This window comes from Kutzneria sp. CA-103260, from assembly GCF_018263855.1.
In the GTDB taxonomy this organism is placed as follows: domain Bacteria; phylum Actinomycetota; class Actinomycetes; order Mycobacteriales; family Pseudonocardiaceae; genus Kutzneria.
On record NZ_CP073318.1, the window covers coordinates 938,566 to 964,408 of the forward strand.

Annotated in this window: 26 protein-coding genes; 17 read left to right on the forward strand and 9 right to left on the reverse strand. The window is 70.0% G+C overall.

Annotated features, from left to right (window positions below):
• Positions 1–141: 141 nt before the first annotated feature.
• The 5 genes from JJ691_RS04065 to JJ691_RS04085 are packed head-to-tail and all read left to right on the forward strand — an operon-like array spanning position 142 to position 4,613.
• Positions 142–1,620: an FAD-binding protein gene (locus JJ691_RS04065; RefSeq protein WP_211767460.1), complete on the forward strand. Its 1,479-nt coding sequence runs from the start codon at positions 142–144 to the stop codon at positions 1,618–1,620.
• A 29-nt stretch (positions 1,621–1,649) separates the two neighbouring features.
• Positions 1,650–2,699 (forward strand): substrate-binding domain-containing protein, encoded by a 1,050-nt coding sequence (locus JJ691_RS04070; protein WP_211767461.1) that lies wholly within the window; start codon positions 1,650–1,652, stop codon positions 2,697–2,699.
• 21 nt (positions 2,700–2,720) lie between these two features.
• Positions 2,721–3,131, forward strand: coding sequence for an FAS1-like dehydratase domain-containing protein (locus tag JJ691_RS04075; protein WP_211767462.1), 411 nt, complete (start codon positions 2,721–2,723; stop codon positions 3,129–3,131).
• On the forward strand, positions 3,128–3,562 hold the full coding sequence (locus JJ691_RS04080; protein WP_249227664.1) for a MaoC/PaaZ C-terminal domain-containing protein: 435 nt from the start codon (positions 3,128–3,130) through the stop codon (positions 3,560–3,562). Before JJ691_RS04075 ends, JJ691_RS04080 begins: the two co-directional genes overlap by 4 nt.
• Positions 3,555–4,613, forward strand: a complete 1,059-nt coding sequence (locus JJ691_RS04085; protein ID WP_211767463.1) for a lactonase family protein — start codon at positions 3,555–3,557, stop codon at positions 4,611–4,613. The genes JJ691_RS04080 and JJ691_RS04085 overlap by 8 nt, the downstream gene beginning before the upstream one ends.
• A gap of 51 nt (positions 4,614–4,664) precedes the next feature.
• Here the strand turns inward: JJ691_RS04085 and JJ691_RS04090 are convergent, their stop codons facing one another.
• Positions 4,665–6,068, reverse strand: a complete 1,404-nt coding sequence (locus tag JJ691_RS04090) for an MFS transporter (protein ID WP_211767464.1) — start codon at positions 6,066–6,068, stop codon at positions 4,665–4,667.
• 160 nt (positions 6,069–6,228) lie between these two features.
• On the opposite strand from JJ691_RS04090, the gene JJ691_RS04095 reads away from it, so the two are divergent.
• Both JJ691_RS04095 and JJ691_RS04100 read left to right on the forward strand, forming a co-directional pair.
• Positions 6,229–8,403, forward strand: coding sequence for an MMPL family transporter (locus JJ691_RS04095; protein ID WP_211767465.1), 2,175 nt, complete (start codon positions 6,229–6,231; stop codon positions 8,401–8,403).
• A gap of 47 nt (positions 8,404–8,450) precedes the next feature.
• Positions 8,451–9,476: an aldo/keto reductase gene (locus JJ691_RS04100; protein ID WP_211767466.1), complete on the forward strand. Its 1,026-nt coding sequence runs from the start codon at positions 8,451–8,453 to the stop codon at positions 9,474–9,476.
• Positions 9,477–9,574: 98 nt separating this feature from the next.
• Here JJ691_RS04100 and JJ691_RS04105 read toward each other — a convergent pair whose 3' ends face one another.
• Together JJ691_RS04105 and JJ691_RS04110 are read right to left on the reverse strand one after the other, a co-directional pair.
• Complete coding sequence (locus JJ691_RS04105) at positions 9,575–10,039, reverse strand: N-acetyltransferase (RefSeq protein WP_211767467.1); 465 nt, start codon at positions 10,037–10,039, stop codon at positions 9,575–9,577.
• Positions 10,040–10,044: 5 nt separating this feature from the next.
• Entirely contained in the window at positions 10,045–10,665 is a 621-nt protein-coding gene (locus JJ691_RS04110) for a MerR family transcriptional regulator (RefSeq protein ID WP_249228185.1), read from the reverse strand.
• Positions 10,666–10,797: 132 nt separating this feature from the next.
• Between JJ691_RS04110 and JJ691_RS04115 the strand changes: the two genes are divergently transcribed.
• Positions 10,798–12,963, forward strand: a complete 2,166-nt coding sequence (locus JJ691_RS04115; protein WP_211767469.1) for an MMPL family transporter — start codon at positions 10,798–10,800, stop codon at positions 12,961–12,963.
• Between the two features lie 16 nt (positions 12,964–12,979).
• Positions 12,980–13,639 carry a phosphotransferase gene (locus JJ691_RS04120; RefSeq protein ID WP_211767470.1) on the forward strand — a complete coding sequence of 220 codons (660 nt, stop codon included), beginning with the start codon at positions 12,980–12,982 and terminating at the stop codon, positions 13,637–13,639.
• On the opposite strand, the gene JJ691_RS04125 is transcribed toward JJ691_RS04120, so the two are convergent.
• Positions 13,611–14,189, reverse strand: a complete 579-nt coding sequence (locus JJ691_RS04125; protein WP_211767471.1) for a TetR/AcrR family transcriptional regulator — start codon at positions 14,187–14,189, stop codon at positions 13,611–13,613. The genes JJ691_RS04120 and JJ691_RS04125 overlap by 29 nt on opposite strands.
• 46 nt (positions 14,190–14,235) lie before the next feature.
• Between JJ691_RS04125 and JJ691_RS04130 the strand changes: the two genes are divergently transcribed.
• Entirely contained in the window at positions 14,236–15,006 is a 771-nt protein-coding gene (locus JJ691_RS04130; RefSeq protein ID WP_249227665.1) for a class I SAM-dependent methyltransferase, read from the forward strand.
• On the opposite strand, the gene JJ691_RS04135 is transcribed toward JJ691_RS04130, so the two are convergent.
• The gene (locus tag JJ691_RS04135) at positions 15,003–15,437 is read right to left on the reverse strand and encodes a hypothetical protein (RefSeq protein ID WP_211767472.1); all 435 of its coding nucleotides are present in this window, start codon (positions 15,435–15,437) and stop codon (positions 15,003–15,005) included. The two genes, JJ691_RS04130 and JJ691_RS04135, sit on opposite strands and share 4 nt — an antisense overlap.
• A 78-nt stretch (positions 15,438–15,515) precedes the next feature.
• Here JJ691_RS04135 and JJ691_RS04140 point away from each other — a divergent pair, with 78 nt between their 5' ends.
• On the forward strand, positions 15,516–16,415 hold the full coding sequence (locus JJ691_RS04140) for an LLM class flavin-dependent oxidoreductase (protein ID WP_211767473.1): 900 nt from the start codon (positions 15,516–15,518) through the stop codon (positions 16,413–16,415).
• 372 nt (positions 16,416–16,787) lie between these two features.
• Here JJ691_RS04140 and JJ691_RS04145 read toward each other — a convergent pair whose 3' ends face one another.
• The 4 genes from JJ691_RS04145 to JJ691_RS04160 form a co-directional block, all read right to left on the reverse strand.
• Entirely contained in the window at positions 16,788–17,960 is a 1,173-nt protein-coding gene (locus tag JJ691_RS04145) for an HNH endonuclease signature motif containing protein (RefSeq protein WP_211767474.1), read from the reverse strand.
• 462 nt (positions 17,961–18,422) lie between these two features.
• Positions 18,423–19,367, reverse strand: a complete 945-nt coding sequence (locus tag JJ691_RS04150; RefSeq protein WP_211767475.1) for a ferredoxin--NADP reductase — start codon at positions 19,365–19,367, stop codon at positions 18,423–18,425.
• Positions 19,360–19,599, reverse strand: coding sequence for a hypothetical protein (locus JJ691_RS04155; RefSeq protein WP_211767476.1), 240 nt, complete (start codon positions 19,597–19,599; stop codon positions 19,360–19,362). Before JJ691_RS04155 ends, JJ691_RS04150 begins: the two co-directional genes overlap by 8 nt.
• Positions 19,596–20,720, reverse strand: coding sequence for a Rieske 2Fe-2S domain-containing protein (locus JJ691_RS04160; protein ID WP_211767477.1), 1,125 nt, complete (start codon positions 20,718–20,720; stop codon positions 19,596–19,598). Before JJ691_RS04160 ends, JJ691_RS04155 begins: the two co-directional genes overlap by 4 nt.
• Before the next feature lie 103 nt (positions 20,721–20,823).
• On the opposite strand from JJ691_RS04160, the gene hsaA reads away from it, so the two are divergent.
• The 6 genes from hsaA (at position 20,824) to JJ691_RS04190 (ending at position 25,816) form a co-directional block, all read left to right on the forward strand.
• Positions 20,824–21,990 carry a 3-hydroxy-9,10-secoandrosta-1,3,5(10)-triene-9,17-dione monooxygenase oxygenase subunit gene (hsaA, locus tag JJ691_RS04165; RefSeq protein WP_211767478.1) on the forward strand — a complete coding sequence of 389 codons (1,167 nt, stop codon included), beginning with the start codon at positions 20,824–20,826 and terminating at the stop codon, positions 21,988–21,990.
• The gene (gene hsaD, locus JJ691_RS04170; protein WP_211767479.1) at positions 21,987–22,829 is read left to right on the forward strand and encodes a 4,5:9,10-diseco-3-hydroxy-5,9,17-trioxoandrosta-1(10),2-diene-4-oate hydrolase; all 843 of its coding nucleotides are present in this window, start codon (positions 21,987–21,989) and stop codon (positions 22,827–22,829) included. Before hsaA ends, hsaD begins: the two co-directional genes overlap by 4 nt.
• 2 nt (positions 22,830–22,831) lie before the next feature.
• Entirely contained in the window at positions 22,832–23,731 is a 900-nt protein-coding gene (hsaC, locus tag JJ691_RS04175) for an iron-dependent extradiol dioxygenase HsaC (protein ID WP_211767480.1), read from the forward strand.
• Positions 23,732–24,274 carry a 3-hydroxy-9,10-secoandrosta-1,3,5(10)-triene-9,17-dione monooxygenase reductase subunit gene (gene hsaB, locus JJ691_RS04180; protein ID WP_211767481.1) on the forward strand — a complete coding sequence of 181 codons (543 nt, stop codon included), beginning with the start codon at positions 23,732–23,734 and terminating at the stop codon, positions 24,272–24,274. It begins immediately after the preceding gene.
• Between the two features lie 97 nt (positions 24,275–24,371).
• Positions 24,372–25,604 (forward strand): cytochrome P450, encoded by a 1,233-nt coding sequence (locus JJ691_RS04185; protein ID WP_211767482.1) that lies wholly within the window; start codon positions 24,372–24,374, stop codon positions 25,602–25,604.
• 17 nt (positions 25,605–25,621) lie between these two features.
• Entirely contained in the window at positions 25,622–25,816 is a 195-nt protein-coding gene (locus JJ691_RS04190) for a ferredoxin (RefSeq protein WP_211767483.1), read from the forward strand.
• Positions 25,817–25,843: the final 27 nt, after the last annotated feature.

The window sequence follows — 25,843 nt, forward strand, 5'->3', positions numbered from 1 at the left end:
GAGGAAATCCGGCGGGTCGTGGGCGTCCCGCCGGATTCTCCGTGCTTTTCCGTGGTCACGGGGGATGCCCCCAAGGGGGGGCCGCGCAATGTCACTAATGGTCCGGTGTGGCAACGGAATTCGGGGATTACGGTTCGAAACATGGTCACTCGACGAACTTTTCTCGCCAGACTCGGCTCGGGCGTGGCGATCGTGGGATTCTCCTCGGCGACCGGAATGTGGGTCAGCACGGCCGAAGCCGACGCGGCGACCCCGTTCGACCGGCTGCCCCGGCTGGACGGCTCGCTGCACTTCGACGTGGACACCAGGATGGCCGACTCGGTCGACCTGGGCCGGGTCGCCAAGCAGCTGCCGCTGGCCGTGCTCAAGCCGGGCTCGGTGGCGGACATCCAGAAGATGGTCCGGTTCTGCGGCCAGCACGGCATCAAGGTGGCCATGCGCGGCCAGGGCCACAGCACCCAGGGCCAGGGCCTGACCTCGGGTCTGCTGATCGAGAGCCGTTCGCTGGCCACCATCCACTCGGTCGGCCCGCAGGGCGCGGACGTGGACTGCGGCGTGCTGTGGCGGGAGATCGTGCGGGCCGGCCTGCCGCAGGGCCTGACCGTGCCGCTGACCACCACCTACGTCGGCCTGTCGGTCGGTGGCACGCTGTCGATGGGCGGCTTCGGCGCCCGCAACGACACCGGCGTGCAGGTCGACACCGTGTCGAAGCTCCAGGTGGTGACCGGAACCGGCGAGCTCGTCGAGTGCTCGGCCACGCAGCACCGGGACCTGTTCGAGGCGGCGCTGGCCGGCCTCGGTCAGTGCGGCCTGATCGTGCGGGCCACGGTGCGCACCGTGCGGGCCCACCAGCACGCCCGGATCTACCAGTTCTTCTACCGCGACAACACGCAGTTCTTCGCCGACCTGCGGCTGCTGGTGGACCGCGGCGAGCTGGACGGCGTCTACAACCTGTTCACGCTGACCAACGGCACGATTCCCTACCAGCTCAACGCGATGACGTTCTACGACGACGGCGCGCAGCCCGACGACGCGCACCTGCTGCGGGGCATCAGCCAGCCGCTGTCCAAGGCCACCGTGGTCAACTGCACCTACCAGGAGTGGGCCGAGCGCTACGACCCGATCATCCAGCGCTGGCGCGACACCGACGACTGGGACAACCTGATCAAGCCGTGGCAGGACGTGATCATGCCGGACTCCACGGTGGAGCGCTACGTCGGCGAGGTGATGCCGACCATGACGCCGGAGGACTTCGGCGCCACCGGCGTCGGCTTCGTGTTCCGGATCCGCCGCTCCGACCTGACCCGGCCGTTCTTCCGGGTGCCGGCGCCGGACGGCAGCGACTGGGTCTACCTGTTCGACATCCTGACCTCGTCGGCGAAGCCCGGCCCGGACCCGGCCTTCGCCCGCCGGATGCTGGACCGCAACCGGCGGCTGTTCGACCGGGCCCGGGAGCTGGGCGGCGTGCGGTACCCGATCGGCTCGCTGGAGTTCGACCGGCAGGACTGGCAGCGGCACTACGGCCCGATGTGGCCGGAGCTGGTCCGCCGCAAGCGCCGCTACGACCCGCACAACATCCTCACCCCCGGCCCGGGGATCTTCTGCCCAAGGGAAATGTAATTCCGGCCCACTGAAAGGAAATCTCTCCCGTGCACACCACCTCCAGGGCGCTGGCCTGCGCCGCGGCGCTGGCCGCCGCGGTCGCCACCGCCGCCCCTGCGGACGCGCACACCGAGCACCGGCCGGCGCCGCGGGCGACCGACATCGTCGGCGTCGGCGGCGACATGTCCGAGACCCTGTTCGACGGCCTCGGCGACGTCTACAACGCCGAACACCCTGGCGGCAGCCGGTTCTACAGCTACGCCTCCAGCGGCCCGAGCCCGCTGACCCCGAAGCGTGGCTGCGCGCCGATCGCCCGCCCGGACGGCTCGTCAGCCGGCATCGCCGCGCTGGCCGCCCGGCAGACGCTGCCCAGCGGCCAGCCGTGCCTGGACTACGCCCGCGGCACGCGGGACAAGCAGCCGACCGACCCGAAGTCCCTGGAGTTCCTGCCGTTCGCCAGCGACGGCATCACGTGGGCCGCCAACGCGCATGGCAACGCGCCGCAGTCCATGACGCCGCAGCAGATGGCGGCCATCCTCACCTGCAAGGTCAGCACCTGGGACCAGGTCGGCGGGACCAGTCACGCCGTCATCAAGCCGCTGCTGCCCGACGTGGGTGTCGGCATTCTCGGCTTCCTCAAGACCGGCCTGGGCATCGACCAGCCGGGGCCATGCGTGGGCGAGGGCGTGCAGCAGGACAGCGGCACCGACCCGCAGGTGGCCGGCGACCCGAACGCCGTCGTCTTCTACTCCATCGGCAAGTACCTGGCCCAGACCGAGTACCACCACCAGGACGACCACGGTTCGCTGACGCTGCGGGATATCGCCGGCGTGCCGCCGACCGTGTACAACCCAAAGAGCCACCGGGTGGAGCTGAACATCGGCCAGGCGCCGGGCATCCCGACCTTCCCGGTGCACACCCACCAGTACGTCGTGGTGGACCGCGACGCCGACGGCTCGCTGCCGGCCAGGACCAAGAACCTGTTCGTGGGCCAGGACAGCTGGCTGTGCAGGGACCCGTGGGCCAAGGCCCAGGTGGCCGATCACGGCTTCATGCCCCTGATCGACGGCACGTGCGGCGTGCCGTTCATCGACTAGCGGCCCGACCGGGAGGACCCGATGCCGCTCAACACCGATTTCCTCGGCCGGGTCTTCCCGGCCACCGAGCCGTACGAGGTGGGCCGGGAGAAGATCCGCGAGTTCGTGCGCGCCACCGGCGGCACGCCCGCGGACGATCTCACCGCCCCGCCGACCTTTGCCGTGCTGCTCACCATGAACGCCGAGTTCCGGGTGATGTTCGACCCGGAGCTGGGCCTGGACGCCGGCCGGCTGCTGCACCGCGACCAGCGGTTCGAGCACCACCGGCCGATCGTGCCCGGCGACGTGCTCACCGTGACGGTGCGGGTGGCCGGCGTCGACGACGTCGGCGGCAACGACGTGCTCACGCTGTCCAGCGAGGTGTCCACTGTGGACGCCGAGGCGGTCTGCACCGGCACGTCGGTGATCGTCTGCCCGCGGGCCGCGTCGTGAGCGCCGTGGCCGTCGGGCAGGCGCTGCCCGAGCTGCGGCACCGGATCACCCGGCTCGACCTGATCCGTTACGCCGCCGCGGCCGGCGACTTCAACCGCATCCACTGGAGTGACCGTGCCGCCGCCGCGGCCGGCCTGCCCGACGTGATCGCCCACGGCATGCTCACCCTCGCGGTGGCCATGCGCGCGGTCACCGACTGGGCCGGCGGCCACGGCGGCGTTGTCGAGTGCGCCGGCCGATTCGCCCGCCCGGTGGTGGTGCCCGACGACGAGGACGGCGCGGAGCTGGTGGTGCGGGCCGTGGTCGCCGAAGTGCTGCCCGGCGGGCGGGTCCGTGTCGACCTCACCGTGACCTGCCAGGGACAGAAGGTTCTGACCAGATCCAGGGCGGTGGTTGCCCTGGTCTCCACAGGAGGAAAAAGCGATGACTGATCTGCGCCGCCCGACGCGGCTGCTCGTCGGCGGCTACGCGGGCACCGACACCCCGTCGGCCGCCGTGCACGGCGTCGCGCTGGACCACGACACCGGCCTGCTCGGCACGGCCGAGCCGGTCGCCGACGTGCCCAACGCGTTCCACCTCGTGGCCTCGCCGAGCGGCCGGACCGTGTACGCCGCCAGCAACGTCGCCGAGGGCCAGGTGCACGTGCTGCGGCTGGGCGCGGGCGGCTCGGTGACCCGGATGGGGACCCGGTCCACCGAGGGCGCCGGGCCGGTGCACGTGGCCGTGCACCCGGCCGGCCGGCACCTGCTGGTCGCCAACCACGACTCGGGCACGGTGGCGGTGTTCGAGATCGGCGACGACGAGACCGTCGGCGCGGTGACGGATGTCGTGCAGCACAAGGGATCCGGTCCGAACCCGATGGGGCAGGCCGGGCCGCATCCGCACGCCGTGGTGGCCGACCCGACCGGCCAGTGGCTGCTGGTGCCGGACAAGGGTGACGACCACGTGCACGTCTACCAGCTCGACGTGACGACCGGAAAGCTGGTGGCGCAGGGACAGTACAGGGTCGGCTCCGGCGTCGGCCCGCGCGCGCTGGTGTTCCACCCGGACGGCGAGCACGCGTATGTGGTGGGGGAGCTGGACAACACCATCACAGTGTGCCGCTGGGAGGCCGAGACCGGCACGCTCTCGGTACTGTCCACGGTGTCGACGCTGCCGCCCAACACGCAGTCGTGGAACGCCCCGTCGGCGCTGGTCGTGTCGTCGGACGGCCGGCAGGTGTTCGTCGGCAACCGCGGACACGAGAGCATCGCGGTGTTCTCCGTCCGGCCTGGGGGCCTGGACCTGGTGGGGCATCAGCAGTTGGGCGTGCCGGTGACGACGCTGCCGTGGGATCTGGCCCTGGATCCGGCCGGTGATCTGCTGTTCGCGGTGAACCAGCTGGCCGGCACGCTGGTGACGCTGCGGGTGGACGGGGCGGGCCTGGAGACGGCGGGGGAGCCGGTGGCGGTGCCGCACCCGGCCTGCGTCCTGCTCGTGTGAAGCGATAGCGAAATGCCGCCAGGACGGTGTCCTGGCGGCATTTTCTGGTTTCTAGGCCGGGATCGGCTCGGCGACCGGTGCCGCCTTGCGAGTGCCCACCCTGGGCGTCATCACGGAGAGAACCGTCGCGGTCACGAGGATCGCCACGCCGACCCACAGCGCGGCGTGTAGCCCGGCGACGAACGCCGGGGTCGAGCCGTAACCGCCGACGCTGGCGAAAACCGCGGCCAGCACACCGATTCCCAGCACCACGCCGACCTGTCGCATCGAGCTGTTCACACCGGCGGCCACGCCGTCGAAGGCCGACGGTGTGAAGTCCAGTGTCTGCCGGGCGTTGAGCGCGAAGAAGATGCCCATGCCGACGCCGGCCAGCAGCAGCGCCGGCAGCGCCGCCAGGTAGTTCATGGTCGCGCCGCTGACCAGTGCCAGCCACGCCAGCGCCACCGCCTGCACCGCGCCGCTGAACACCATCAGCCGGTGCACGCCAAGCCGTTCGGCCAGCATGCCGGCCAGCGGGGCCACCACCAGCGGCATGATCGTCCACGGCAGCGTGCGGGCCCCGGCGGTCAGGGGGGAGTAGTGCAGCACGTTCTGCAGGTACTGCATGAGCAGGAACACCGCCCCGAACATGCCGCCCTGCTGCAGCAGCCCGACCAGGTTGGTGAAGCTGAAACCCCTGGTGCGGAACAGCATCGGCGGCACGACCGGGAAGCGGGCCCGGTTCTCCCACAGCGCGAACGCCACCAGCAGCGCCACCCCGCCCACCGCCGAGACGACCACCAGCGGGTCGCCCCAGCCGTTCTCGCCGGCGCCGATCAGGCCGTACACCACGCCGAGCAGGCCGCCGGTGACCAACAGCGTGCCCGGCACGTCGAGTTTGGCGTGCGGGCCATGGCTTTCCCTGAGCCACAGCATGGCCAGCGGCACCAGCAGCACGCCGATCGGCACGTTGACCCAGAAGATCCAGTGCCAGTCGCCGAACTGCACGATCAGGCCGCCGACCACCGGGCCGAGCGCGATGGCCAGGCCGCTCATGCCGGACAGGCCGGCGATGGACATGCCGCGGCGGCGCTCCGGCACGGCGTTGACCAGCAGGGTCAGCGCCAGCGGGAAGATCACCGAGCCGCCGGCGCCCTGCAGCGCCCGGGCCGCCACCAGCGTGCCGATCGAGCCGGCGGTCGCGGCCAGCGCGCTGGCCAGCGTGAACACGGTCAGGCCGGCGACGAAGGTGGCCCGCCGGCCGAATCTGTCGCCCAGCAGCGCCGCGGTCAGCAGGAACACCGCGTAGGTCAGGGTGTAGGCGTTGACCGTCCACTCCAGATTCGACAGCGAGCTGTGGAAATCCCGCTGGATCGTGGGTAACGCGGTGGTCACCACCAGGTTGTCCAGCGAGGCCATGAACGCGGCCACGCCGGTGATCAGGAAGGTCGGCAGCCCGGCTCCCCGCTTGGACATCGCTCCTCCAGGTGTCGGTGCCCGCTTCACGCCTGCGCCGTCCGCGTGAACTCGTCGAAACGGACGTCTTCGGAACCTTGCGCACCCCCGCGGGCAATGTGGATAGTATAGGTACCGATAGTGGATATGTTAACTACCAGCGATGGGCAAAGGGGAGATCATGTTCTCTGCGCTGGGTGCGTTTGTCGTCGCCAGGCGGCGCTGGGTGCTGATCGGTACCCTGATCTTCCTGGTGTTCGCCGGGGTCTGGGGCGCCGGCGCGTTCTCCGGCTTCTCCGGGTCGGCCGGCTTCGACGACCCGGGCAGCCAGTCCAGCCAGGCCGACGCCCTGTTGGCCGGCCCGCTGGGCACCGGCGGCACCGATGTCGTCGTGCTGTACCAGAACCCGAACCAGACGGTGGACGACCCACAGTTCGCCGCGCCGGTCCAGAAGGCGCTGGCCAGTGTGCCGCGGGCCGGGGTGGCCCGGCTGGACAGCTACTGGACCACGCACGATCCGGCCTACGTCTCGGCCGACAAGCACTCCACCTACGTCGAGGTGCAGTTCAGGACCACCGACGACCCGACCCGGATCACCGCGCTGCGCCAGATCAAGAGCTCCTTCGCGGCGCCCGGCTTCCAGGTCAGGTTCGGCGGCTACACCGCGATGATCGACCAGATCAACGCCCAGACCTCGCGGGACATCGGGCTGGCCGAGGGCGTGTCCCTGCCGATCCTGTTCCTGCTGCTGATCCTGATGTTCCGCAGCCTGGTCGCTGCCTCGCTGCCGCTGGCCGTCGGCATCACCGCGGCCGTCGGCTCGCTGGCCGTGCTGCGCGGTGTCATGTACTTCGTCGACCTCTACACGTTCGCCATCAACGTGGTCACGATCCTCGGCCTCGGTCTGGCCATCGACTACGCGCTGTTGATGGTCAACCGGTTCCGGGAGGAACTGGCCGCCGGGCGCACGGTCGAGGCGGCGGTGCGGCGCACGGTGTCGACCGCCGGTCGGACCGTGGTGTTCTCCGGCCTCGCGGTGGCGATCTCGTTCATCGGCCTGGCCCTGTTCCCGTCCCGCTTCCTGGAGTCCATGGGCTACGCCGGCGTGGCCACGGTGCTGTTCGCGGTGATCAGCTCGTTGACCGTGTTGCCGGCGTTGCTGAGGGTCGTCGGCACGCGGGTCAACTCGCTGCGGATTCCGTTGCCACGCCGGCGTTCCGCTGCCGCGCTGACCGACGAGCGCCAGGGCCGCTGGTACAAGATCGCCCAGGCGGTGATGCGCCGTCCGCTGGTCAGCACGGTCGGCATCGTGGTGGTGCTGGTGCTGCTGGGCACGCCGTTCCTGGGCGTCAACTGGGCCCGTCCCGGCGACTGGGTGCTGCCGGTCAACTCCGACGCCCGCGCGGTGACGCAGGTGCTGGGCAGCCAGTTCACCGTCGACCCGTCCAAGACCGTCACCGGCGTCGTGACGTTCTCGGGTGCGGCGGACACCTCGCAGGCGGCTGACTTCGCGCAGCGGCTCGGCGCGGTCGACGGCGTGACGAGCGCGAAGGTCACCGGCAGCAACGGAAACCTGGCCCGGGTGACCTTGGGCTACCGGATGGACCCGATGTCGCCGCAGGCCGAGACCATGGTGCGCGACATCCGGTCGGTGTCGCCACCGGCCGGCACGCAGGCCCTGTTCACCGGCATGCCGGCGTCCCGTGTGGACATTCAGCAGATGATCGTCTCCCGGCTGCCCTGGCTGGCCCTGTTCGTCGCGTTGGTGTCGTTCGTGGTGATGTTCCTGGCCTTCGGGTCGGTGGTTCTGCCGTTGAAGTCGTTGGTGATGAACCTGTTGTCGTTGTCGGCGTCGTTCGGTGCGATCAAGCTGATCTTCCAGGACGGGTGGCTGTCCGGGCCGCTGAACTTCGTGCCGGTGGGGGCGGTGGACATCAACTTCCCGGTGCTCATCGTGGCCGTCGCCTTCGCGCTTTCCATGGACTACGAGGTTTTCCTGCTCTCCCGGGTGCGGGAGCAGTACGCTCGCACCGGCGACACCACCGAGTCGATGGCACTCGGCCTGCAGCGCACAGCGAAGATCATCACCAGTGCGGCGCTGCTGCTGGTCGTGGTCACCGGCGGCTTCGTGCTCTCCCAGGTGACGCTGATGAAGATGATCGGCGTCGGCCTGGTCATCGCCATCGTGGTCGACGCGACCATTGTGCGCGGCCTGCTCGTGCCGGCGACCATGCGGCTGCTGGGCAAGTGGGCCTGGTGGGCGCCCGCGCCGATGGCCCGCTGGTGGCAGCGCCACGGCATCCGCGAGGACGACGAGCCGGACCCGGTCGCCGCCCGCGAGCCGGTCGCCGTCTGACCCGGTCACCGTCCGACACTGCATTGCGCTGAAAGGACTTCCGCGAGATGGACTACCGCTGCATGGGCCGGACCGGCATCAAGGTCAGCCCGATCTGCCTGGGGGCCATGATGTTCGGCCCCTGGGGCGGCACCGAACTGGACGAGTCCGCGGCCATGGTCGGCCGCGCGCTCGACGCCGGCGTCAACTTCATCGACACCGCCGACGTCTACTCCTGGGGCGGCTCCGAGGAGATCGTCGGGCAGGTGCTGGAGAAGTCCGGCGCCCGGGACCGGGTGGTGCTGGCCAGCAAGTTCCACAACCCGATGGGGGAGGACCCCAACCAGCGTGGCAACTCACGGCGCTGGATCATGAAGGCGGTCGAGAACAGCCTGCGGCGGCTGCGCACCGACTGGATCGACGTGTACCAGGTGCACCGGCCCGATCCCGAGACCGACATCGAGGAGACGCTCAGCGCCATGAGCGACCTCGTGCGGTCCGGCAAGGTCCGGCAGATCGGCACCTCCACGTTCCCCGCGTCGATGCTCGTCGAGGCGCAGTGGGCCGCCGAGCGGCGGGGGTACGAGCGGTTCACCACCGAGCAGCCGCCGTACTCCATCCTGGCTCGCGGCGTCGAGGCCGAGGTGCTTCCCGTGGCCCAGCGCTACGGCCTCGGCGTGCTCACCTGGAGTCCGCTGGCCGGCGGCTGGCTGACCGGGCGCTACCGGATCGGCGACGTGCCCGAGAGCCGGCGGTCGGTCATGCTGCCCGACCGCTACGACATGACCGTCGAGGGCAACCAGCGCAAGCTTGCCGCCGCCGACGCCCTGGCCAAGCTGGCCGAGGAGTCCGGGCTCACGCTCATCGAGCTCTCCCTCGGCTTCGTGCTGGCCCATCCGGCCGTCACCTCGGTGATCATCGGACCGCGCACCATGGAGCACCTGGACAGCCAGCTCGTCGGCGCCGACGTCCGGCTGCCGTCCGACGTGCTCGACCGGATCGACGAGATCGTGCCGCCCGGCGTCACCCTCAACGCCGCCGACGCCGGCTGGGCGGACCCGGCACTCAGCGACCCGGCGCGCCGGCGGCGGTAGCGCGGTCGCCTGCGGGCGGCGGCCGTCCCTTCACCCCCTCGACGGCCGCCGCCAACCTCCTTCGGCGCTCGGCGGATTCCCTTGCCGCCGAGCGCTGTTCAGTCGGCGAGCCGCGGCGCGTAGCGCACCGCGGTGAAGGGCCAGTCGGTGGCCAGCCAGGCGGACACCGCCTCGTACAGGGGGCGGTCCAGGTCGGCGCGGTCGGCCCGGACCCAGGAGTGCACGCGCGCGGCGGTGTCGTCGCGGGTCGGGTAGATGTACACGCAGCCGATCACGTCGTCGCCCGGTGTCTCGATGACCGAGTAGGTGAACCCGACCCGCTGGGCGAAGTGATCGGCGTGCCGGCGCAGGTCGGAGAGGTTGTCCGCCAAGGACATCCCCTCGGCCGGGGGCCACTTCCAGTCCGCGAAGCCCGGTGTCGCCCGCACGTGCTCGATGCTGCTCGTCCACGCCGCGTGGTCACGCTCGTTGTGCTGCGGCCCAAGGGGTTCCAGGCGGAACCGCTCGGTCTGAAGTTCTCGCGGGACGGCGAAGTCGTCGGTGATCCACTCGGCCCAGGACACCGCTGTCACTCCGCCCGGGGGCTGGTAGCCACGCTTTCCTGGGCCAGGCGGCGCATCGAGGCCATGATGGCGTCGCCGAGCAGGGTCCAGATCACCACGGTCTCGGCCATGCTGTCGGCGTCGGCCAGGCCCTGCACCATGCCGACCTCGTCGACGGCGAGGCGGCTGGCGGCGTCGGCGTAGGTGTCGAGCACGCCGAACAGGTCGGCCTGGCCGAGGCGGGCCAGGGTGGCCAGGACGTCGGCCAGGGCCCGGCGGGCCGGGTTGGTCGGGCCGACCCGCCAGCCGTGGTCGGCGATGAGCTTGTTGACCCGCTCCACGGCCTCGTGCCAGGCGTCGTCCTCGACGTGCTCGCGCAGCGTGGTGGTGGAGTACTGGGCCTTGCCCACGGCGTAGAGCGGATTGCCGCCGCCGGCGCCCATCTTGTCCAGCACCTCGCGGGCGGCGGCGACGGACAGCCCGCCGACGTCGATGAGGGCCCGCACCAGCTTGAGCCGCCGCACGTGCGACTGCTCGTACTGGGCCTGGTTGGGGCTGGTCCGCTCGCCGGGCGGGACCAGGCCCTCACGCATGTAGTACTTGATGGTCGGGACCGGCACGCCGGACTCGCGGCTCAGCTCCGTCATCCGCACGGCGCGCTCCCATCCTTCGGTTACCGCACAGTTTACTTGCCATCACCGCTTTCGGTAGTGGATAGTGTTGCTACGAATACTGGATAGTGCAGCTATCAGACATATCGCCTTTCCTGGGGGATGCCCATGTTCGCCGCACTGGGCGCGTTCGCCGCCCGCCGACGTCGCCTCGTCCTGCTGCTCGCGCTCGCGTTTCTCCTGGTCGGAGGGGCCTGGGGCGCGGGAGCGCCGGGCTCGCTGACCGGCGGCGGCGGGTTCGACGACCCGGGCGGCCAGTCCAGCCACGCCGACACGCTGCTGGCCGGCCAGCTCGGCCGGCAGGTCACCGACGTGGTCGCCGTCTACCACAGCGACACCGCCACGGTGGACGACCCGGCCTTCGCCCAGGCCGTGCAGGCGGCGGCCGCGCACGTGCCGCGGACCAACGTGACGCGGCTGGAGACGTTCTGGAGCACCGGATCGGCGAACTTCGTCTCGGCCGACCGGCACTCCACCTACGTCGGCGTGCAGCTGGCCTCCGCCGACGACCAGACCCGCGTCACCCAGTTCAAGGCGATCCAGGGCAGCTTCGCCGCGCCCGGGCTGACCGTGAAGTTCGGCGGCATGACGCCGATGACCCAGCAGGTCAACCAACAGGTGGGGCAGGACATCGCCCGGGCTGAGCTGCTGTCCATCCCGGTGTTGCTGATCCTGCTGGTGGTGATCTTCGGCAGCGCCGTGGCGGCCGGGCTGCCGCTGGTGATCGGCATCCTGGCGGCGGTCGGCTCGCTGGCCGTGGTCCGTGGTGTCACGCTCGTGACCGATCTGTCCACGTTCGCCATCAACGTGGTGTCGATCCTCGGCCTCGGCCTGGCCATCGACTATTCGCTGTTGCTGGTCAACCGGTTCCGCGAGGAGCTGGCCGCCGGGCGGTCGGTGGACGACGCCGTGCGGCGGACCGTCGCCACCGCCGGGCGGACCGTGGCGTTCTCCGGCGTGACGGTGGCGATCTCGTTGCTGGGCCTGGTGGTCTTCCCGTCCAAGTTCCTCCAGTCGATGGGGTGGGCCGGCGCTTCGACCGTGCTGTTCGCGGCGTTCAGCTCGATCACCGTGCTGCCGGCGCTGTTGCGGGTGCTCGGCCCTCGGGTGAATGCCCTGCGGGTACGCAAGTTGCGGCCGGCCGGCGATGTGCGGCGGGGGCGGTGGTACCGGGTCGCGCAGGGCGTGATGCGGCGGCCGATCGCTTCCACGGTCGGCATCGTGATTGTGTTGCTGCTGCTGGGATCGCCGTTCTTCGGCGTCAACTGGGCCCGTCCCGGCGACTGGGTGCTGCCCGTCAACGCCGACGCCCGGGAAGTCACGCAGATCATGGCCGGCCAGTTCCCGGCCGATCCGGCCAAGGTCGTCACCGGTGTGGTCGAGTTCCCCGGCGCGGCGGATTCCGGGCAGGCCGCGGCCTTCGCCCAGCGGCTGGCCGAGGTGCCCGGCGTGACTAGCTCCGCCGTCACCGGCACGTCCGGCGACCTGGCCCGGATCTCCTTGGGGTACAAGGTTGATCCGATGTCCGTGGCCGCGTCCGACATGATCCACGGCATCCGCGCCGTCGCCGCGCCGCCCGGCGCTCAGGCCTCGTTCACCGGCATGCCGGCGTCGCGGGTGGACATCGTGCAGATGATCGGCGACCGCATGCCGTGGATGGCCCTTTTTGTCGCCCTGGTGTCGTTCGTGGTGATGTTCCTGGCCTTCGGGTCGGTGGTTCTGCCGTTGAAGTCGTTGGTGATGAACCTGTTGTCGTTGTCGGCGTCGTTCGGTGCGATCAAGCTGATCTTCCAGGACGGGTGGCTGTCCGGGCCGCTGAACTTCGTGCCGGTGGGGGCGGTCGACGTCAACTTCCCGGTGCTGGTGATCGCCATCGCCTTCGGTTTGTCCATGGACTACGAGGTTTTCCTGTTGTCCAGGGTCCGGGAGGAGTGGGTCTGCAGCGGCGACACCACCGAGTCGGTGGCGGTCGGGCTGCAACGCACCGCCCGCATCATCACCAGCGCCGCCCTGCTGCTGGTCGTCGTGGTCGGCGGGTTCCTGATCTCCGGCATCACCTTCATGAAGATGCTCGGCGTCGGTCTGATCATCGCCGTCATCGTGGACGCCACCGTTGTCCGTGGGCTTCTCGTGCCGGCGACCATGAAGCTGCTGGGCAAGTGGGCCTGGTGGTCGCCGGCCCCGCTCGCCCGCTGGTGGGACCGCCACGGCCTGCCTGAGGTGAATGAAGACGTGACCGTTCCGGCGCGACAGCCGCGGGAACTGATCCATTGACCCGTACCATCCGTTCGTGCAGCTGCTGGCATCCGGCCGTGAAGCCGACGTCTACGACCTCGGTTCCGGCCGGGTGCTGCGCCGCAGCCGCCACACCGCCGACACCACGGCCGAAGCCGAGGTGATGGTGCGGCTGGCCCGGCACGGCTTCCCGGTGCCCGCCGTCTACGAGGCCACCGGACCCGACCTGATCATGCAGCGGGTAGCGGGGCCGAGCATGCTCACGGCCCTGTGCGCCGGCGACATGGACGTCGCCGATGCGGCCGCCACACTGGCGGATCTTCATCATCGACTGCACGAGATTCCCGTTGGCGCAGAACGAATCCTGCACCTGGACCTGCACCCGGACAACGTGTTGCTCGGGCCGGACGGGCCGGTGGTGATCGACTGGACCAACAGCGTCGAGGGATCGCCCGCGCTGGACACGGCGGTGTCGGCGCTGATCCTGGCCCAGGTCGCGGTAGGCGGCACCGAGCTGGCCGGTCTGGCCGACGATCTGTTGCGGGCGTTCGGCCCGGCGGTCGACGCGGTGACCGAGCTGGCCGAGGCGCTGCGGTTGCGGCGGGCCAACCCGTCCATGACCGAGCGGGAGCTCGCCGAGCTCGACCAGGCCGCTGAGCTGGTTCGTCAGGTCACGGGAGCCCAGATCACGGGAGTGCTGTCGCCAGAACTGTGACGACCATGCGGCGCACGGCTTCCGGGTCGGGTGGGCCGGCATGGCGGTCGGCGAAGAGCAGGTGGCCGGCGCCGATCAGTGTGGGGGCGAGGGTGTCGACGTCGGCGTCGAAGGCGATGCGGCCGTGGTCGCGTTCGGCCCGGAGGTAGTCGCCGATCATGGCGGCGGCTTCGGTGGCCAGCGGGACGCCGCCGGTGCCGCGGGCCTGGCGCAGGCGGTGCCGCAGGTCGTCGCGGAAGGTGATCAGGGCGACGATGGCGACGGCGACCGAGGAGAACAGGCGGGTCAGGGTCTCGGTGAGGTTGTCGACGACGTCGCCGACACCGGGGATGGGGGCCAGCGAGGCGAGCTGGGCGATGCGGTCCAGCACGAGCTGGGTGAGGAAGGCGTCGAAGTCCTCGAAGTGCCGGTGCAGCACGCCCTTGGCCACGCCGGCCTCGGTGGTGACGGCCCGGCTGGTCAGCGCGTGCGGCCCGTCGCGCAGCAGGACCCGCTCGGCGGCGTCGAACAGCTGCGCGCGAGCGTCCTGGATGTGCACTCCGGTCGGCATCGGGGCAACCCTATCCAAGTGGGCATCCGCCCACTAGAGTGGGCGCATGCCCACTCCTGAGAGTCATCGGGCCGTGGCGGAGTCGTTCGGCGTTGACCCGGCCCGCTACGACCGCAACCGGCCGCCCTATCCCGAGGCTTTGATCAGCCGGATCGTGGCCGGCAGTCCCGGTCGGACGGTGGTGAACGTCGGATGCGGCACGGGCATCGAGGCCCGGCAGTTCCAGGCCGTCGGCTGCACGGTCCTCGGTGTCGAGCCGGACGTCCGGATGGCCGAGTTCGCCCGCGGCACCGGCGTCGAGACCGAGGTGTCGAGGTTTGAGGACTGGGACGCGCGGGGCCGCCGGTTCGACGCCGTGGTCTCCGGCACCGCCTGGCACTGGGTCGACCCGGTCAAGGGCGCGGCGAAAGCGGCCGAGGTGTTGCGCCCCAACGGCCGCGTCGCGACGTTCTGGCACATCTTCGACCTGCCCAAGCCGATCGCCCGGGCGTACGCCGCCGTCTATCGGCGGGTCGTGCCCGACTCCCCGTTCGACCTGGACAACGCCAAGTCCATGTTGGAGCTCTACCAGGGCCAGTTCGACCGCACCGCCGACGGCCTGCGCGCGGCCGGCTTCGCCGAGCCCGAGCAGTGGCGGTACGACTGGGAACGGTTCTACACCGGGGACGAGTGGCTGGAGCTGCTATCCACCCACGGCGGCATGACCATGCTCGACGCGGACCGGCGGGCCGAGATCCTGGCCGGCGTGGAACCGGCCATAAAGGACGGATTCACCCTGCCCTACGCGACGGTGGCGGTCACGTCGCGGATTCCTTAGCCGCCCAGCGATTTGATGAACAGCCGGGCGCGCTTGCGCAGGCGCGGGGGCAGCGGCGGCACGGTCAGCTTCAGCATGTCCTGCCAGCCGTCGACGTGCAGGAAGAACTTGATGAACAGGGTCCCGTCCTTGACGTCAACGGGGTGGGCGAGGTGCCGGGGGATGGTCGCCAGGTGCTTGCCGGGCGCGCCCTGGTCCGACTGGAACACCAGCACCTGCCGGTCGGTCAGGATGAAGTAGGCCTCGGCCTGCACCGTCAGGGCGAAGCCGGCGCCGCCGGTCGCCACGGCCACCGCCACGCCGGCGGCCAGGCTGCGGCCGGCGTTGGCCCGCACCGAGCCGAGCTTGGCCATGGCGACCACCTCGACCTGCTCGTCCTCGGCCATCATCGGTCTGGCCTTGGTCAGCAGTTTGCGCTCGTAGATGCCCATCTGGGACTCCTTGCTCGCAGGGATGGCGGGACTGTACGTGACCGTGACCGCCGGCAGGAGTGGATTACCATGTGAATCGTGCGGGTCGGTGTGTTCCTGCCGACCGTGGGTCGGGGCGGCAGTGCTGGCGACGTGGTCGCGTTCGCGCGGCACGCGGAGCAGCATGGGTTGGACGCGGTGTGGGCCGGCGACCAGATCGTGGTCGGGTCGGGCACGCCGATGTTGGACGCCATGGTCGTGCTGACCACCGCCGCGGCCGTGACCGAGCGTCTACGGGTCGGCTTCGGAGTGTTGATCCTGCCGCTGCGGCCGGTGGCGGCGGTGGCCAAGCAGATCACCGCGCTGCAACAGATCTCTGGCAACCGGGTGCTGCTGGGCGTGGGCTCCGGCGGCACGCCGCACGGGGTCTCCTCGTGGCAGGCCGTGGGCGTGCCGCAGGGCGATCGTGGCCGGCTGACCGACGCGACGTTGGCCGTCCTGCCGGGCCTGGTCACTGGGAAGCCGACCAAGCTCAGCCACCTGCCGGGCACACCGACGATCACCCTGGCTCCCGGTTCGCCCATGCCGCCCGTGATCGTCGGGGGTGCGGGCCGGGTGGCTATCCGCCGCACGTTGCAGTACGGCGACGCCTGGTTCCCGTCCATGGTGACGCCGACCTCCGTGGCCGCCGTCCGTCAGATCCTACGCGAGGGCGCCGAGCAGCGCGGCCGTCCGACGCCGGGCATCACCACCGGCGTGGTCGCTTCTCTCGGCGACGGCGCGCCCAGCCGGCAGGCCCTGGTTTCCAGTCTCGCCAACGGTTTCAAGATGCCGGTCGAGCAGGCCGAGGCCATTCCGATCACCGGCGCCGGCCGCGAGGCGGCGGATCGCATGGCCGGCCATTTCGCCGCCGGGGCCGAGGAGCTGGTGGTCAGCTTCGCCGGCGGCGACTGGTTCAAGCAGGTGGAGCTGCTGGCCGCAGCTCGCGAGTCGCTGTAACCCGGGTTCGCCGCCGACGCCATTCCGGTGCCCACCGGCTTCAACGAGATCGAGGCCCTCACCCCGGCCCCCGACGGGCATGCGCTCTGTACGACGCTCCGCAGCGGTGGGAGTTCCTGAAGCAGCCGGACGGCAACTACCTCATCGAGAACAGCGACGGCCTCTGCCTGACCCCCGACCCGAACACCGGCGTCCGCGCGATGTCCCTGATGGAGCAGCAGAAGTGCGGTTTCAGCCTCGGCCAGCAGTGGCGGACCCCGGGACAGCGCCCTGGGCGGCCGCGCCACCGAGTTGGAGAACGTCGACTCCGTGGACGGCGCCGACCGCCTGTCCGTCCGCCGCGGCAGCACCGAGGACGACGGCTCCGGCACCTCACTCCTGCCGTGCGCCCGCATCTCCGACCGGGCGTTCTGGATCCTCTGACCACCCGAACTCCGGTGCACCATCGTTGATCGTGACTGACCAGTGGCTGTGGTGGATCAGTCGATGATGCTGTCCGCAGAGCAGGACGAGGTTGTCCATGCTGGTGGGTCCGCCGTCTGCCCAGTGGATCACGTGGTGTGCGTGACATTGGCGTGGTCTTCGATGGCAGCCGGGGAAGGCGCATCCCCGGTCTCGGATGATCAACGCCCGGCGGATCTGATTGGGAATCGTGCGGGAGGCCCGGCCGATGTCCAGGGGCTGGGACTGGGCACCCAGGACCACGCGCAGAACGGTGCTGTCGCAGGCGAGGCGGCGGGTGGAGGCGGCGTTGAGCGGCCCGGACCCGTCCATCTCGGCCGTGCCGCGCTGGGCCAGGAAGTCCGCCAGCGGCATGGTCAGAGCCAGGTGGGGCTTCTCGCCGCCCTCATCCGGCAGGCTGTCGCTGCCGGCCGCCAGGTCGATGATCTCGGCGAGGGCGTCGCCCTGACGTTGCGCGGTGGTGCGGGTGTCGTCGGCGGAGGTGGGCTTGGCCAGGGGGCTGAGCATCGCTTCCAGCTGTGCGCCGCTTTCCGGGTCGAGCTTGCCCCGGAACACCATGGAGCCGTCGCACCGGTTGGTGTAGTGGAATTCTCGGTCGGGTTCGGCCAGGTCGGGGTCGTTGGGTTCTTTGCCGTCTTGGTCGAGTAGTTGCAGGATGCGCTGTCCGAGCATTCGCAGCGCCGCCCCGTCGAACAGGCGCGCCTTGTCCAGCAACTCGGCCTCGACCTTGTCCCGGTCAGGCTCAGGTGCCTCGGCCAGTGTCTTGTCCAGCACGGTCAGATGCTGCTTGCTGAGCACCCCCGCCCGCGCCGCCTCACGAACCGCCTCGCGCCGGAACAACTGGGCGTGCCGCAGCAGGTCCCGCGCCTCCGCCCGAGTGATCTTCCACCGCGCCGCCAGGTCCGCCACCAGCGCCCGCTGGTCGTCTTTGCCTTGTGCCGTGCGGTCCCACAGCTCACCGACCAGCTCGACCTGCCGCACGTACTCCGCGCGCTGCCGGTCCTGGCTCTGCTGGCCGGCGGCCCACAGCGATCCCTCGACCATGCGCCACCACTGGGCGTCGACGGTCAGGGTCGCTTCCATGCCCCCGATTCTACCGTCCTAATGTGATCGATTCCTGTTGTGGGGCAAGGACTACCTGTGTGGGTGACAAAATTAGGCAAGCGCTTTCCAGTCTGGCGGCAACCGGTGGTCGGCGGCCCGGGGCCGAGGGCAGGGAAATGGCATACCGACCAACGGCAACCGCGCGGTACGGACACGCGAACCACGCCCGTGCCGAGTGAATTGTGACTGCGCGGTGCGGACACCCGAACCACAACCGCCCCAGGCAACCCACCCCACCGCAACATAACCACCCGAGCCCGCCCCTCACCCCAGTCCACAGCCCTCCCTAAACGCAACCCCACACCCAAACCGCCGGCAAACCACCCAACGCCACCACCCACCCAACTCAAGCAAACTGGCCAACCGTCCACGCAGGCCCGCAACCCACCACCCCCACCCCACCGAACGGCAACCGCGCGGCGCGGACACACGAAACACAACCTAACCCTCGTACGTGATCTCGACCTCGTCACTCACCGGCAGCGCCTGACAGGCCAGGGCATACCCCTCGGCCAGGTCGTCATCGTCGAGCACCTCGTTGTGCAGCAAACGGACCTCGCCCCGGACGATGCGGCACGCGCAAGCACTGCACTGGCCCTGCCGGCACGAGTACGGTGCGTCCAAGCCGTTGTCCAGCAACACATCGAGCAACCGGCGATGTGAGGGCCAGGTCAAGCGTTTGCGCGTGCCGTCCAGGGAGACCTCCACAGTGGACGATGAGCCGTCGTCCGTGATGGTCTCCTGCACGACGTCGAAGCGCTCGACCCGAGCCGACGGCAGGACCGAGACCACGGCGTCCATGAACGGACCGGGCCCGCATACGAATGCCTCGCGACCGGCGAACGGTGCGGCCCAGGCGGCGAGTTGGGCGCGGGAGGGGATGCCCTGGAGGCATTCGAGCCAGTGGGTCACCTGGAGCCGGTCGGGGTGGTCAGAAGCCAGCCGGCGCAGCTCGGCGGCGAAGATCACGCTGGACGGATCGCGGTTGGCGTAGAACAGGACCAGCCGGCCCGAGCCGGCGGCCAGCGCGGACTTGATGACGGACATCACCGGGGTGATGCCGCTGCCGCCGGCGAACAGGACCAGGTCATGGTCCAAAGAGGACGGGGTGAACAGGCCGGCGGGCGGGCGGGCCTCCAGCACAGTGCCGGCGACGACGGAGGAGCAGATCCACGTGGAGCACTCGCCGCCGGGCATGCGCTTGACGGTAACGGTCGGTTTCTCGCCGGTGTAAGGGGAACTGGACAGGGAGTAGCAGCGCTCCAGCCCGTTGGGCAGCCGGAAGGTGAGGAACTGCCCGGGCGCGTAGTCGAGCTCGGCGTCCAGCACCAGGGACACGGCATCGGGCGTCTCCTCGATGACCTCGGCCACGCGGAGTTCAGTCATCGGCCGGCACCTCGATCGAGCCGTCCCGCACGGCCCGCTCGATGCTGTCCCGCAGCAGTGTGCAACCCGACACCAGCGGCCCCAGCCGGGGGCACGCGGAGGTGTCGGACTGCCACTGCACGCTGGTGTGCTGGAGGCTGTTCTTCTTGACCAGCACTGTGGTCCCGCAGCCGTCGCACACGTGCGGCCGCAGCCCCTTGGTCAGGTACCGGGCGGATTCGCGCACGGTCATCCGCCGCGCCGGGCCAGGTTCTCGGCGACTTCCGCCTGCCACACCTCGTTGGCCCGCGTGGTGTCCACCTCGAACTCGAACCGCCGCACCATGTCCTCCTGGACGTCCTCCACGTCCACGTAGAACTGCTCGTACCACCGGCGCAGCTGGTAGACCGGACCGTCCTCCTCGCACAGCAGGGGATTGTCCACCCTGGACTTGTTCTTCCAGATCTCCACGTCCTGCAGGAAACCCACGCCGGTGTTCTTGGCGAACCGGGCGGCGATCTTGTTGGCCTGCTCGTCGTCGATGCCGGGGAACTTCTTCACGATCGCGCCCCACTGGAGCACGAAGGAGTTGGGCGTGACCGGGTAGTGGCAGTTGATCAGCACCGTCTCCACGGTCGCGCCGCGGAAGTCGTTCCACAGGTAGTCGATCATGTACGACGGCCCGTAGTAGGACGCCTCCGAGCGGGTGGCCAGGTCGTCGGCTCCGGAGTAGCTGGAGTTGGCGTGCACGTCCGGCCGGGCCTTGGAGTTGAGGTACTGAGTGGCCGTGTGGCCGTCGAAGACGTTCTTGAAGTAGGTGGGGAAGGCGAAGTGCACGTAGAAGAAGTGGGCCATGTCCACCACGTTGTCCACGATCTCGCGGCAGTTGGCCCCCTCGATCAGGACCGAGTCCCAGGTCCAGTCGCTCCACTCGTCGGAGAAGGCCCCCTCGATGCGGGGGATGGCCAGCTCCGGCGGCGGCGGATTACCCTGCGGGTCGTTCCAGACGAACAGCTGCTTGTTCTGCTGGCACGTGGTCCAGGCCCGGGTGCGGGCCCGCAGCGGCACCCGCTTGGCGTACGGGATCGACTTGCAGCGGCCGTCCCCGCCCCACCGCCAGTCGTGGAACGGGCAGGCGACCTCGGAGCCCTTGATGGTGCCCTGCGTGAGATCCCCGCCCATATGCCGGCAGTAGGCGTCGAGCACGTTGAGCTCGCCGTCGGAGCCCTGGAACACCACGAGTTTGGTGCCGAAGGCGTGCACGGCGTGCGGCTGCCCGTCGGTGAACTGGTCCACGAGCCCCAGGCAGTGCCAGCCCCGGGCGAACCGGGACGGCGGCGCGCCGGCCTCGATCGTGCGGACGTCGGTACCCATCACACCTCCAGAGGCGACTACTGGAACAGGTTATAGTTTCGCGGCGGCGGATGGCTACCGTCAGCGGTCGACACAAACGAGAACACGTTCTAGTCTAGGCCCCATGAGCGAGCAGGTGACCGCGGCGGTCCGGGATGTCCTGCCGGCGCTGCGCGAGCGGGCCCAGGAGGCCGAGGACCGCAGGCGGGTGCCGGATGAGTCGATCAAGGCCTTGCAGCTGGCCGGCGTGTTCAAGCTGCTGCAACCGGCCCGCTACGGCGGGCTGGAGGCCGATCCGGTCACGTTCTACGAGACAGTCCGGCTGATCGCGGGGGCCTGCGGGTCCACCGGCTGGGTCAGCTCCGTGGTGGGCATCCACCCCTGGCAGTTGGGCCTGTTCCCGGACGAGGCCCAGCGCGAGGTCTGGGGCGAGGACCCGGACAGCCGCATCTCCTCCTCGTACGCGCCGACCGGCCGGGCCAAGCTGGTCGACGGCGGCTACGAGCTGACCGGCCGCTGGAGCTTCTCCTCCGGCTGCGACCACGCCAGTTGGGTCTTCCTCGGCGGCATCGTCACCGACGCCGACGGCAAGCAGGTCGACTTCTGCACGTTCCTGTTGCCGCGCAAGGACTACGTCATCGAGGACGTGTGGGACACGGTCGGCCTGCGCGGGACCGGCAGCAACGACGTCATCGTGGACACGGTGTTCGTGCCCAAGCACCGGGCGCTGAGCTTCGCCGACACGGCCAAGTGCGTGTGCCCGGGCCAGGAGGTGAACACCTCGCCGCTGTACAAGCTGCCCTTCGGGTCGCTGTTCTCCTACACCATCACGACGCCGATCATCGGCATGGCCACCGGCGCCTACGAGGCCCACGTGCAGCACATGGCGGCCCGGGTTCGGGTGTCCTACAAGGGAGAACGCTCCAACGAGGACCCGTTCGCCAAGGTCCGCATCGCGACGGCGGCCAGCGAGATCGACGCGGCCTGGTTGCAGCTCAAGCACAACATCACCGAGCTGATGGGCCACGTGAACCGCGGCGAGCGCATTCCGCTGCCGCTGCGGCTGCGGGTCCGGCGGGACCAGGTCCGCGGCACCGGCCGGGCGATCGAGGCGATCGACCTGCTGTTCGAGAACTCCGGCGGCCGCGCGCTGCGCGTGGGCACGCCGATCCAGCGGTTCTGGCGGGACGCCCACGCCGGCCGCGTGCACGCGATCAACGACCCGGAGCGGGCGCTGATGATGTACGGCAACGGCGAGTTCGGCCTCCCGGTCCAGGACGCGATGCTATGACCACCAACGAAAAGGCGACGTACACCGAGAAAGCCGAGATCCGCCTGCACTTCCACGACGCGGGCGAGGGAAAGCCCGTGGTGTTGCTGCACGGCGGCGGCCCGGGTGCGTCGGCGTGGAGCAACTTCGGCCGCAACATCCCGGTGTTCGCCAAGCACTTCCGGGTGATCGCGCCGGACCAGCCGGGCTTCGGGCTGTCGGACAAGCCGACCGAGCACGGCCAGTACTTCACCCACAGCGCCGACGCCCTGAAGGCGCTGCTGGACGAGCTGAACGTGGAAAAGGCCGACCTGCTGGGGAACTCCCTCGGCGGCGGCACGGCCGTGCGGTTCGCGCTGCGCTACCCCGACCGTGCCGGCCGGCTGGTGCTGATGGCCCCGGGTGGTTTGGGTCTGAACGTGTTCGCCCCCGACCCGACCGAAGGCGTGAAACGCTTGGGCGCCTTCGGCATGGCGCCGTCGAAGGAAGCGCTCAAGGCCTTCCTGCGCACGCTGGTGTTCAACCAGTCGCTGGTCACCGACGAGCTGGTGGACGAGCGCTTCGAGGTCGCCAAGCAGCCGGAGTCGTTGCAGGCCATGGCGGCCATGGGGGCGTCCTTCTCGCGGCCGGAGACGTTCGAGGAAGGCATGCTCTGGCGCGAGGCGCACCGCCTGCGGCAGCGGGTGCTGCTGGTCTGGGGCCGCGAGGACCGGGTCAACCCCCTGGACGGCGCGCTGATCGCGCTGAAGGTGATCAGGCGCGCGCAGCTGCACGTGTTCGGCGGCTGCGGACACTGGGCGCAGCTGGAGAAGTTCGACGAGTTCAACCGGCTCGCGATCGACTTCCTGAGCGAGGGTTAGAGATGGGCATCAGGTCGCTGGGGTACCTGCGGATCGAGGCCACCGACGTGCCGGCGTGGCGCGAGTACGGCCTCAGGGTGCTGGGCATGGTGGAGGGCCAGGGCAGCGACCCAGAGGCGCTCTACCTGCGCATGGACGACTTCCCGGCCCGCCTGGTGATCTTCCCCGGCGAGCGCGACCGCCTCGCGCAGGCGGGTTGGGAGGTCGCCAACGAGGGTGAGCTGGCCGAGGTCGCCGCCGCGCTGGACGCCGCCGGGGTGGCGGTGGAGAAGGCCAGCGACGCCGACCTGGCCGACCGTCGGGTGGCCGGGCTGATCCGGTTCGACGACCCGTCCGGCAACACGCTGGAGGTCTTCCACGGCGCGGCCCTGCAACACCGACGCGTCGTCAGCCCCTACGGGCACACCTTCGTGACGAGCGAGCAGGGGCTGGGGCACGTCGTGCTGAGCACTCGGGACGACGAGGAGGCGCTGCACTTCTACCGGGACGTGCTGGGCTTCAAGCTGCGCGACTCGATGCGCCTGCCACCGCAGCTGGTCGGCCGCCCGGCCGACGGACCGCCGGCCTGGCTGCGGTTCTTCGGCTGCAACCCCCGCCACCACAGCCTGGCCTTCCTGCCGATGCCCACGCCGAGCGGCATCGTGCACCTGATGATCGAGGTTGGCAACGCCGACGACGTGGGCCTGGCCATGGACCGGGCGGCCCGGCGCAAGGTGCCGATGTCGGCGACGCTGGGCCGGCACGTCAACGACCTGATGCTGAGCTTCTACATGAAGACCCCCGGCGGCTTCGACGTCGAGTTCGGCACCGAGGGCCGGCAGGTCGAGGACGAGAGCTGGATCGCCCGGGAGAGCACGGCGGTCAGCCTGTGGGGGCACGACTTCGGCGTGGGCAACCGGTAGATGGACCGCTTCCGGCACGTCCTCGGCCACTTCTGCACCGGTGTGACGGTTGTCACCACGATGGCCGGGGACGCGCCGGTGGGCTTCGCCTGCCAGTCGTTCGCGGCGCTGTCCCTGGATCCGCCGCTGGTGCTGTTCTGCCCCGACAAGCGGTCCGGAACCTGGCCTGCCATCAGGGAAAACGGTCTGTTCTGCGTGAACGTCCTCGCCGAGGACCAGCGTGCGGTCTCCCGACGGTTCGGAACCCGGGGCGCGGACCGGTTCAGCGGCACCGGCTGGCGGCCGTCACCGAGCGGATGTCCGGTGTTGGAAGGGGTGTTGACCTGGATCGATTGCAAGGTGGAGGACGTGCACGACGCCGGTGACCATCATGTGGTGGTCGGCCGGGTGACCGAGCTCGGCGAGTGTCGGGACGGTCAGCCGCTGCTGTTCTATCGCGGGGCGTACGCGGCCACCGGCTCCCAAGGGTCCGTCGATCGGTACGAGGTCGATGGTGAACTGGACAATCTGCTCACCTGGTCACGGACTGCCGACTGGCTGTAGCGAAGTATGTGGACGATTTTCCTCCGCTTCGCTACCGTTGGTTGTGACAGGCAACTGGCGACGCGCCGGTAGCAGGTGACGCTGGGGAGCGGGTCCAATGACCGAGATGCTCGAACACGAAGTTCCGTCGTTCCCGATGGCGCGGGAGTGCCCCATGCACCCGCCGGCCGAGTACCGGGAGATTCGCAAGCAGGAGCCGGTCAGCCGGGTCAGGATGCCCGACGGCCAGCTGGCGTGGCTGGTCACCGGCCACGAGGAGGGGCGCAAGGTCCTCGCCGACCCGCGGGTCAGCTCCGACCGGCAGCACCCGGCGTTCCCGCTGGCGCTGACCGCCGACCAGCGCCAGGTGTTCCAGCGCAACAACCGGCTCAGCATCCGCCGGTCCATGATCGGCCTGGACGCGCCCGAGCACGGCGCCCACCGCAAGATGCTGATCAGCGAGTTCTCCGTGCGCCGGATCGCCGCGCTGCGCCCGCGCATCCAGGAGATCGTCGACCAGAGCATCGACGACCTGCTGGCCGCGGGGCAGGGCGCCGACCTGGTCGAGCACGTGTCGCTGGCGGTGCCCTCGCTGGTGATCTGCGAGCTGCTGGGCGTGCCCTACGAGCAGCGGCACGGCTTCCACGAGTGGACCCGCAAGCTGATCAGCCGGGCCACCGCGCCGCAGGAGCGGATGGAGGCGGCCGACTCCCTCAACGACTTCCTGCAGGGGCTGGTCACCGAGAAGGAGGCCGGCGAGCCCACCGACGACGTGATCGGCCGGCTCATCGCGCGTAACCGGGAGACCCCGGTGATGACACACGACGAGATCGTCGGCACCGCGATCCTGCTGCTGATCGCCGGCCACGAGACCACCGCCAACATGATCTCGCTGGGCACCGTGGCGCTGGTGGAGAACCCGGAGCAGAAGGCCCAGATCGTGGCCGACTCCTCGCTGCTGCCCTCGGCCATCGAGGAGATGCTGCGCTACTTCAGCATCGTCGAGAGCGCCACCGCCCGGGTGGCCACCGAGGACATCGAGCTCGGTGACGTGACCATCCGCAAGGACGAGGGCGTCATCGTGTCCGGCCTGGCCGCCGACTGGGACGACACCGTCTTCGAGAACCCCGACCAGCTGGACTTCCACCGCGGCGCGCGGCACCACGTGGCCTTCGGCTACGGCGTGCACCAGTGCCTCGGGCAGAACCTGGCCCGGCTGGAACTCGAGATCGTCTTCGAGACGTTGTTCCGTCGGGTGCCGAACCTGTCGCTGGCCGTGCCGGCCGACGACCTGCCGTACAAGAACGACGCCGGCATCTACGGTATCTATCACGTGCCGGTGAATTTCTGAGGGAAGAGGCAACACCAATGCACATCACCGCGGACAGGGATCGGTGCGTCGGCGCCGGCCAGTGTGTGCTGGCCGCCCCCGCCGTCTTCGACCAGGACGACGACGGTCTGGTCGCGCCGCTCACGGTGGATCCGGGCGAGGGGGACCAGCCGGCCGTGCGGCAGGCGGTCAACGTGTGCCCCTCGTCGGCCATCTGGATCGACCAGGAGTGACCATATCCGTCGGCCGGCCGGGCTAAA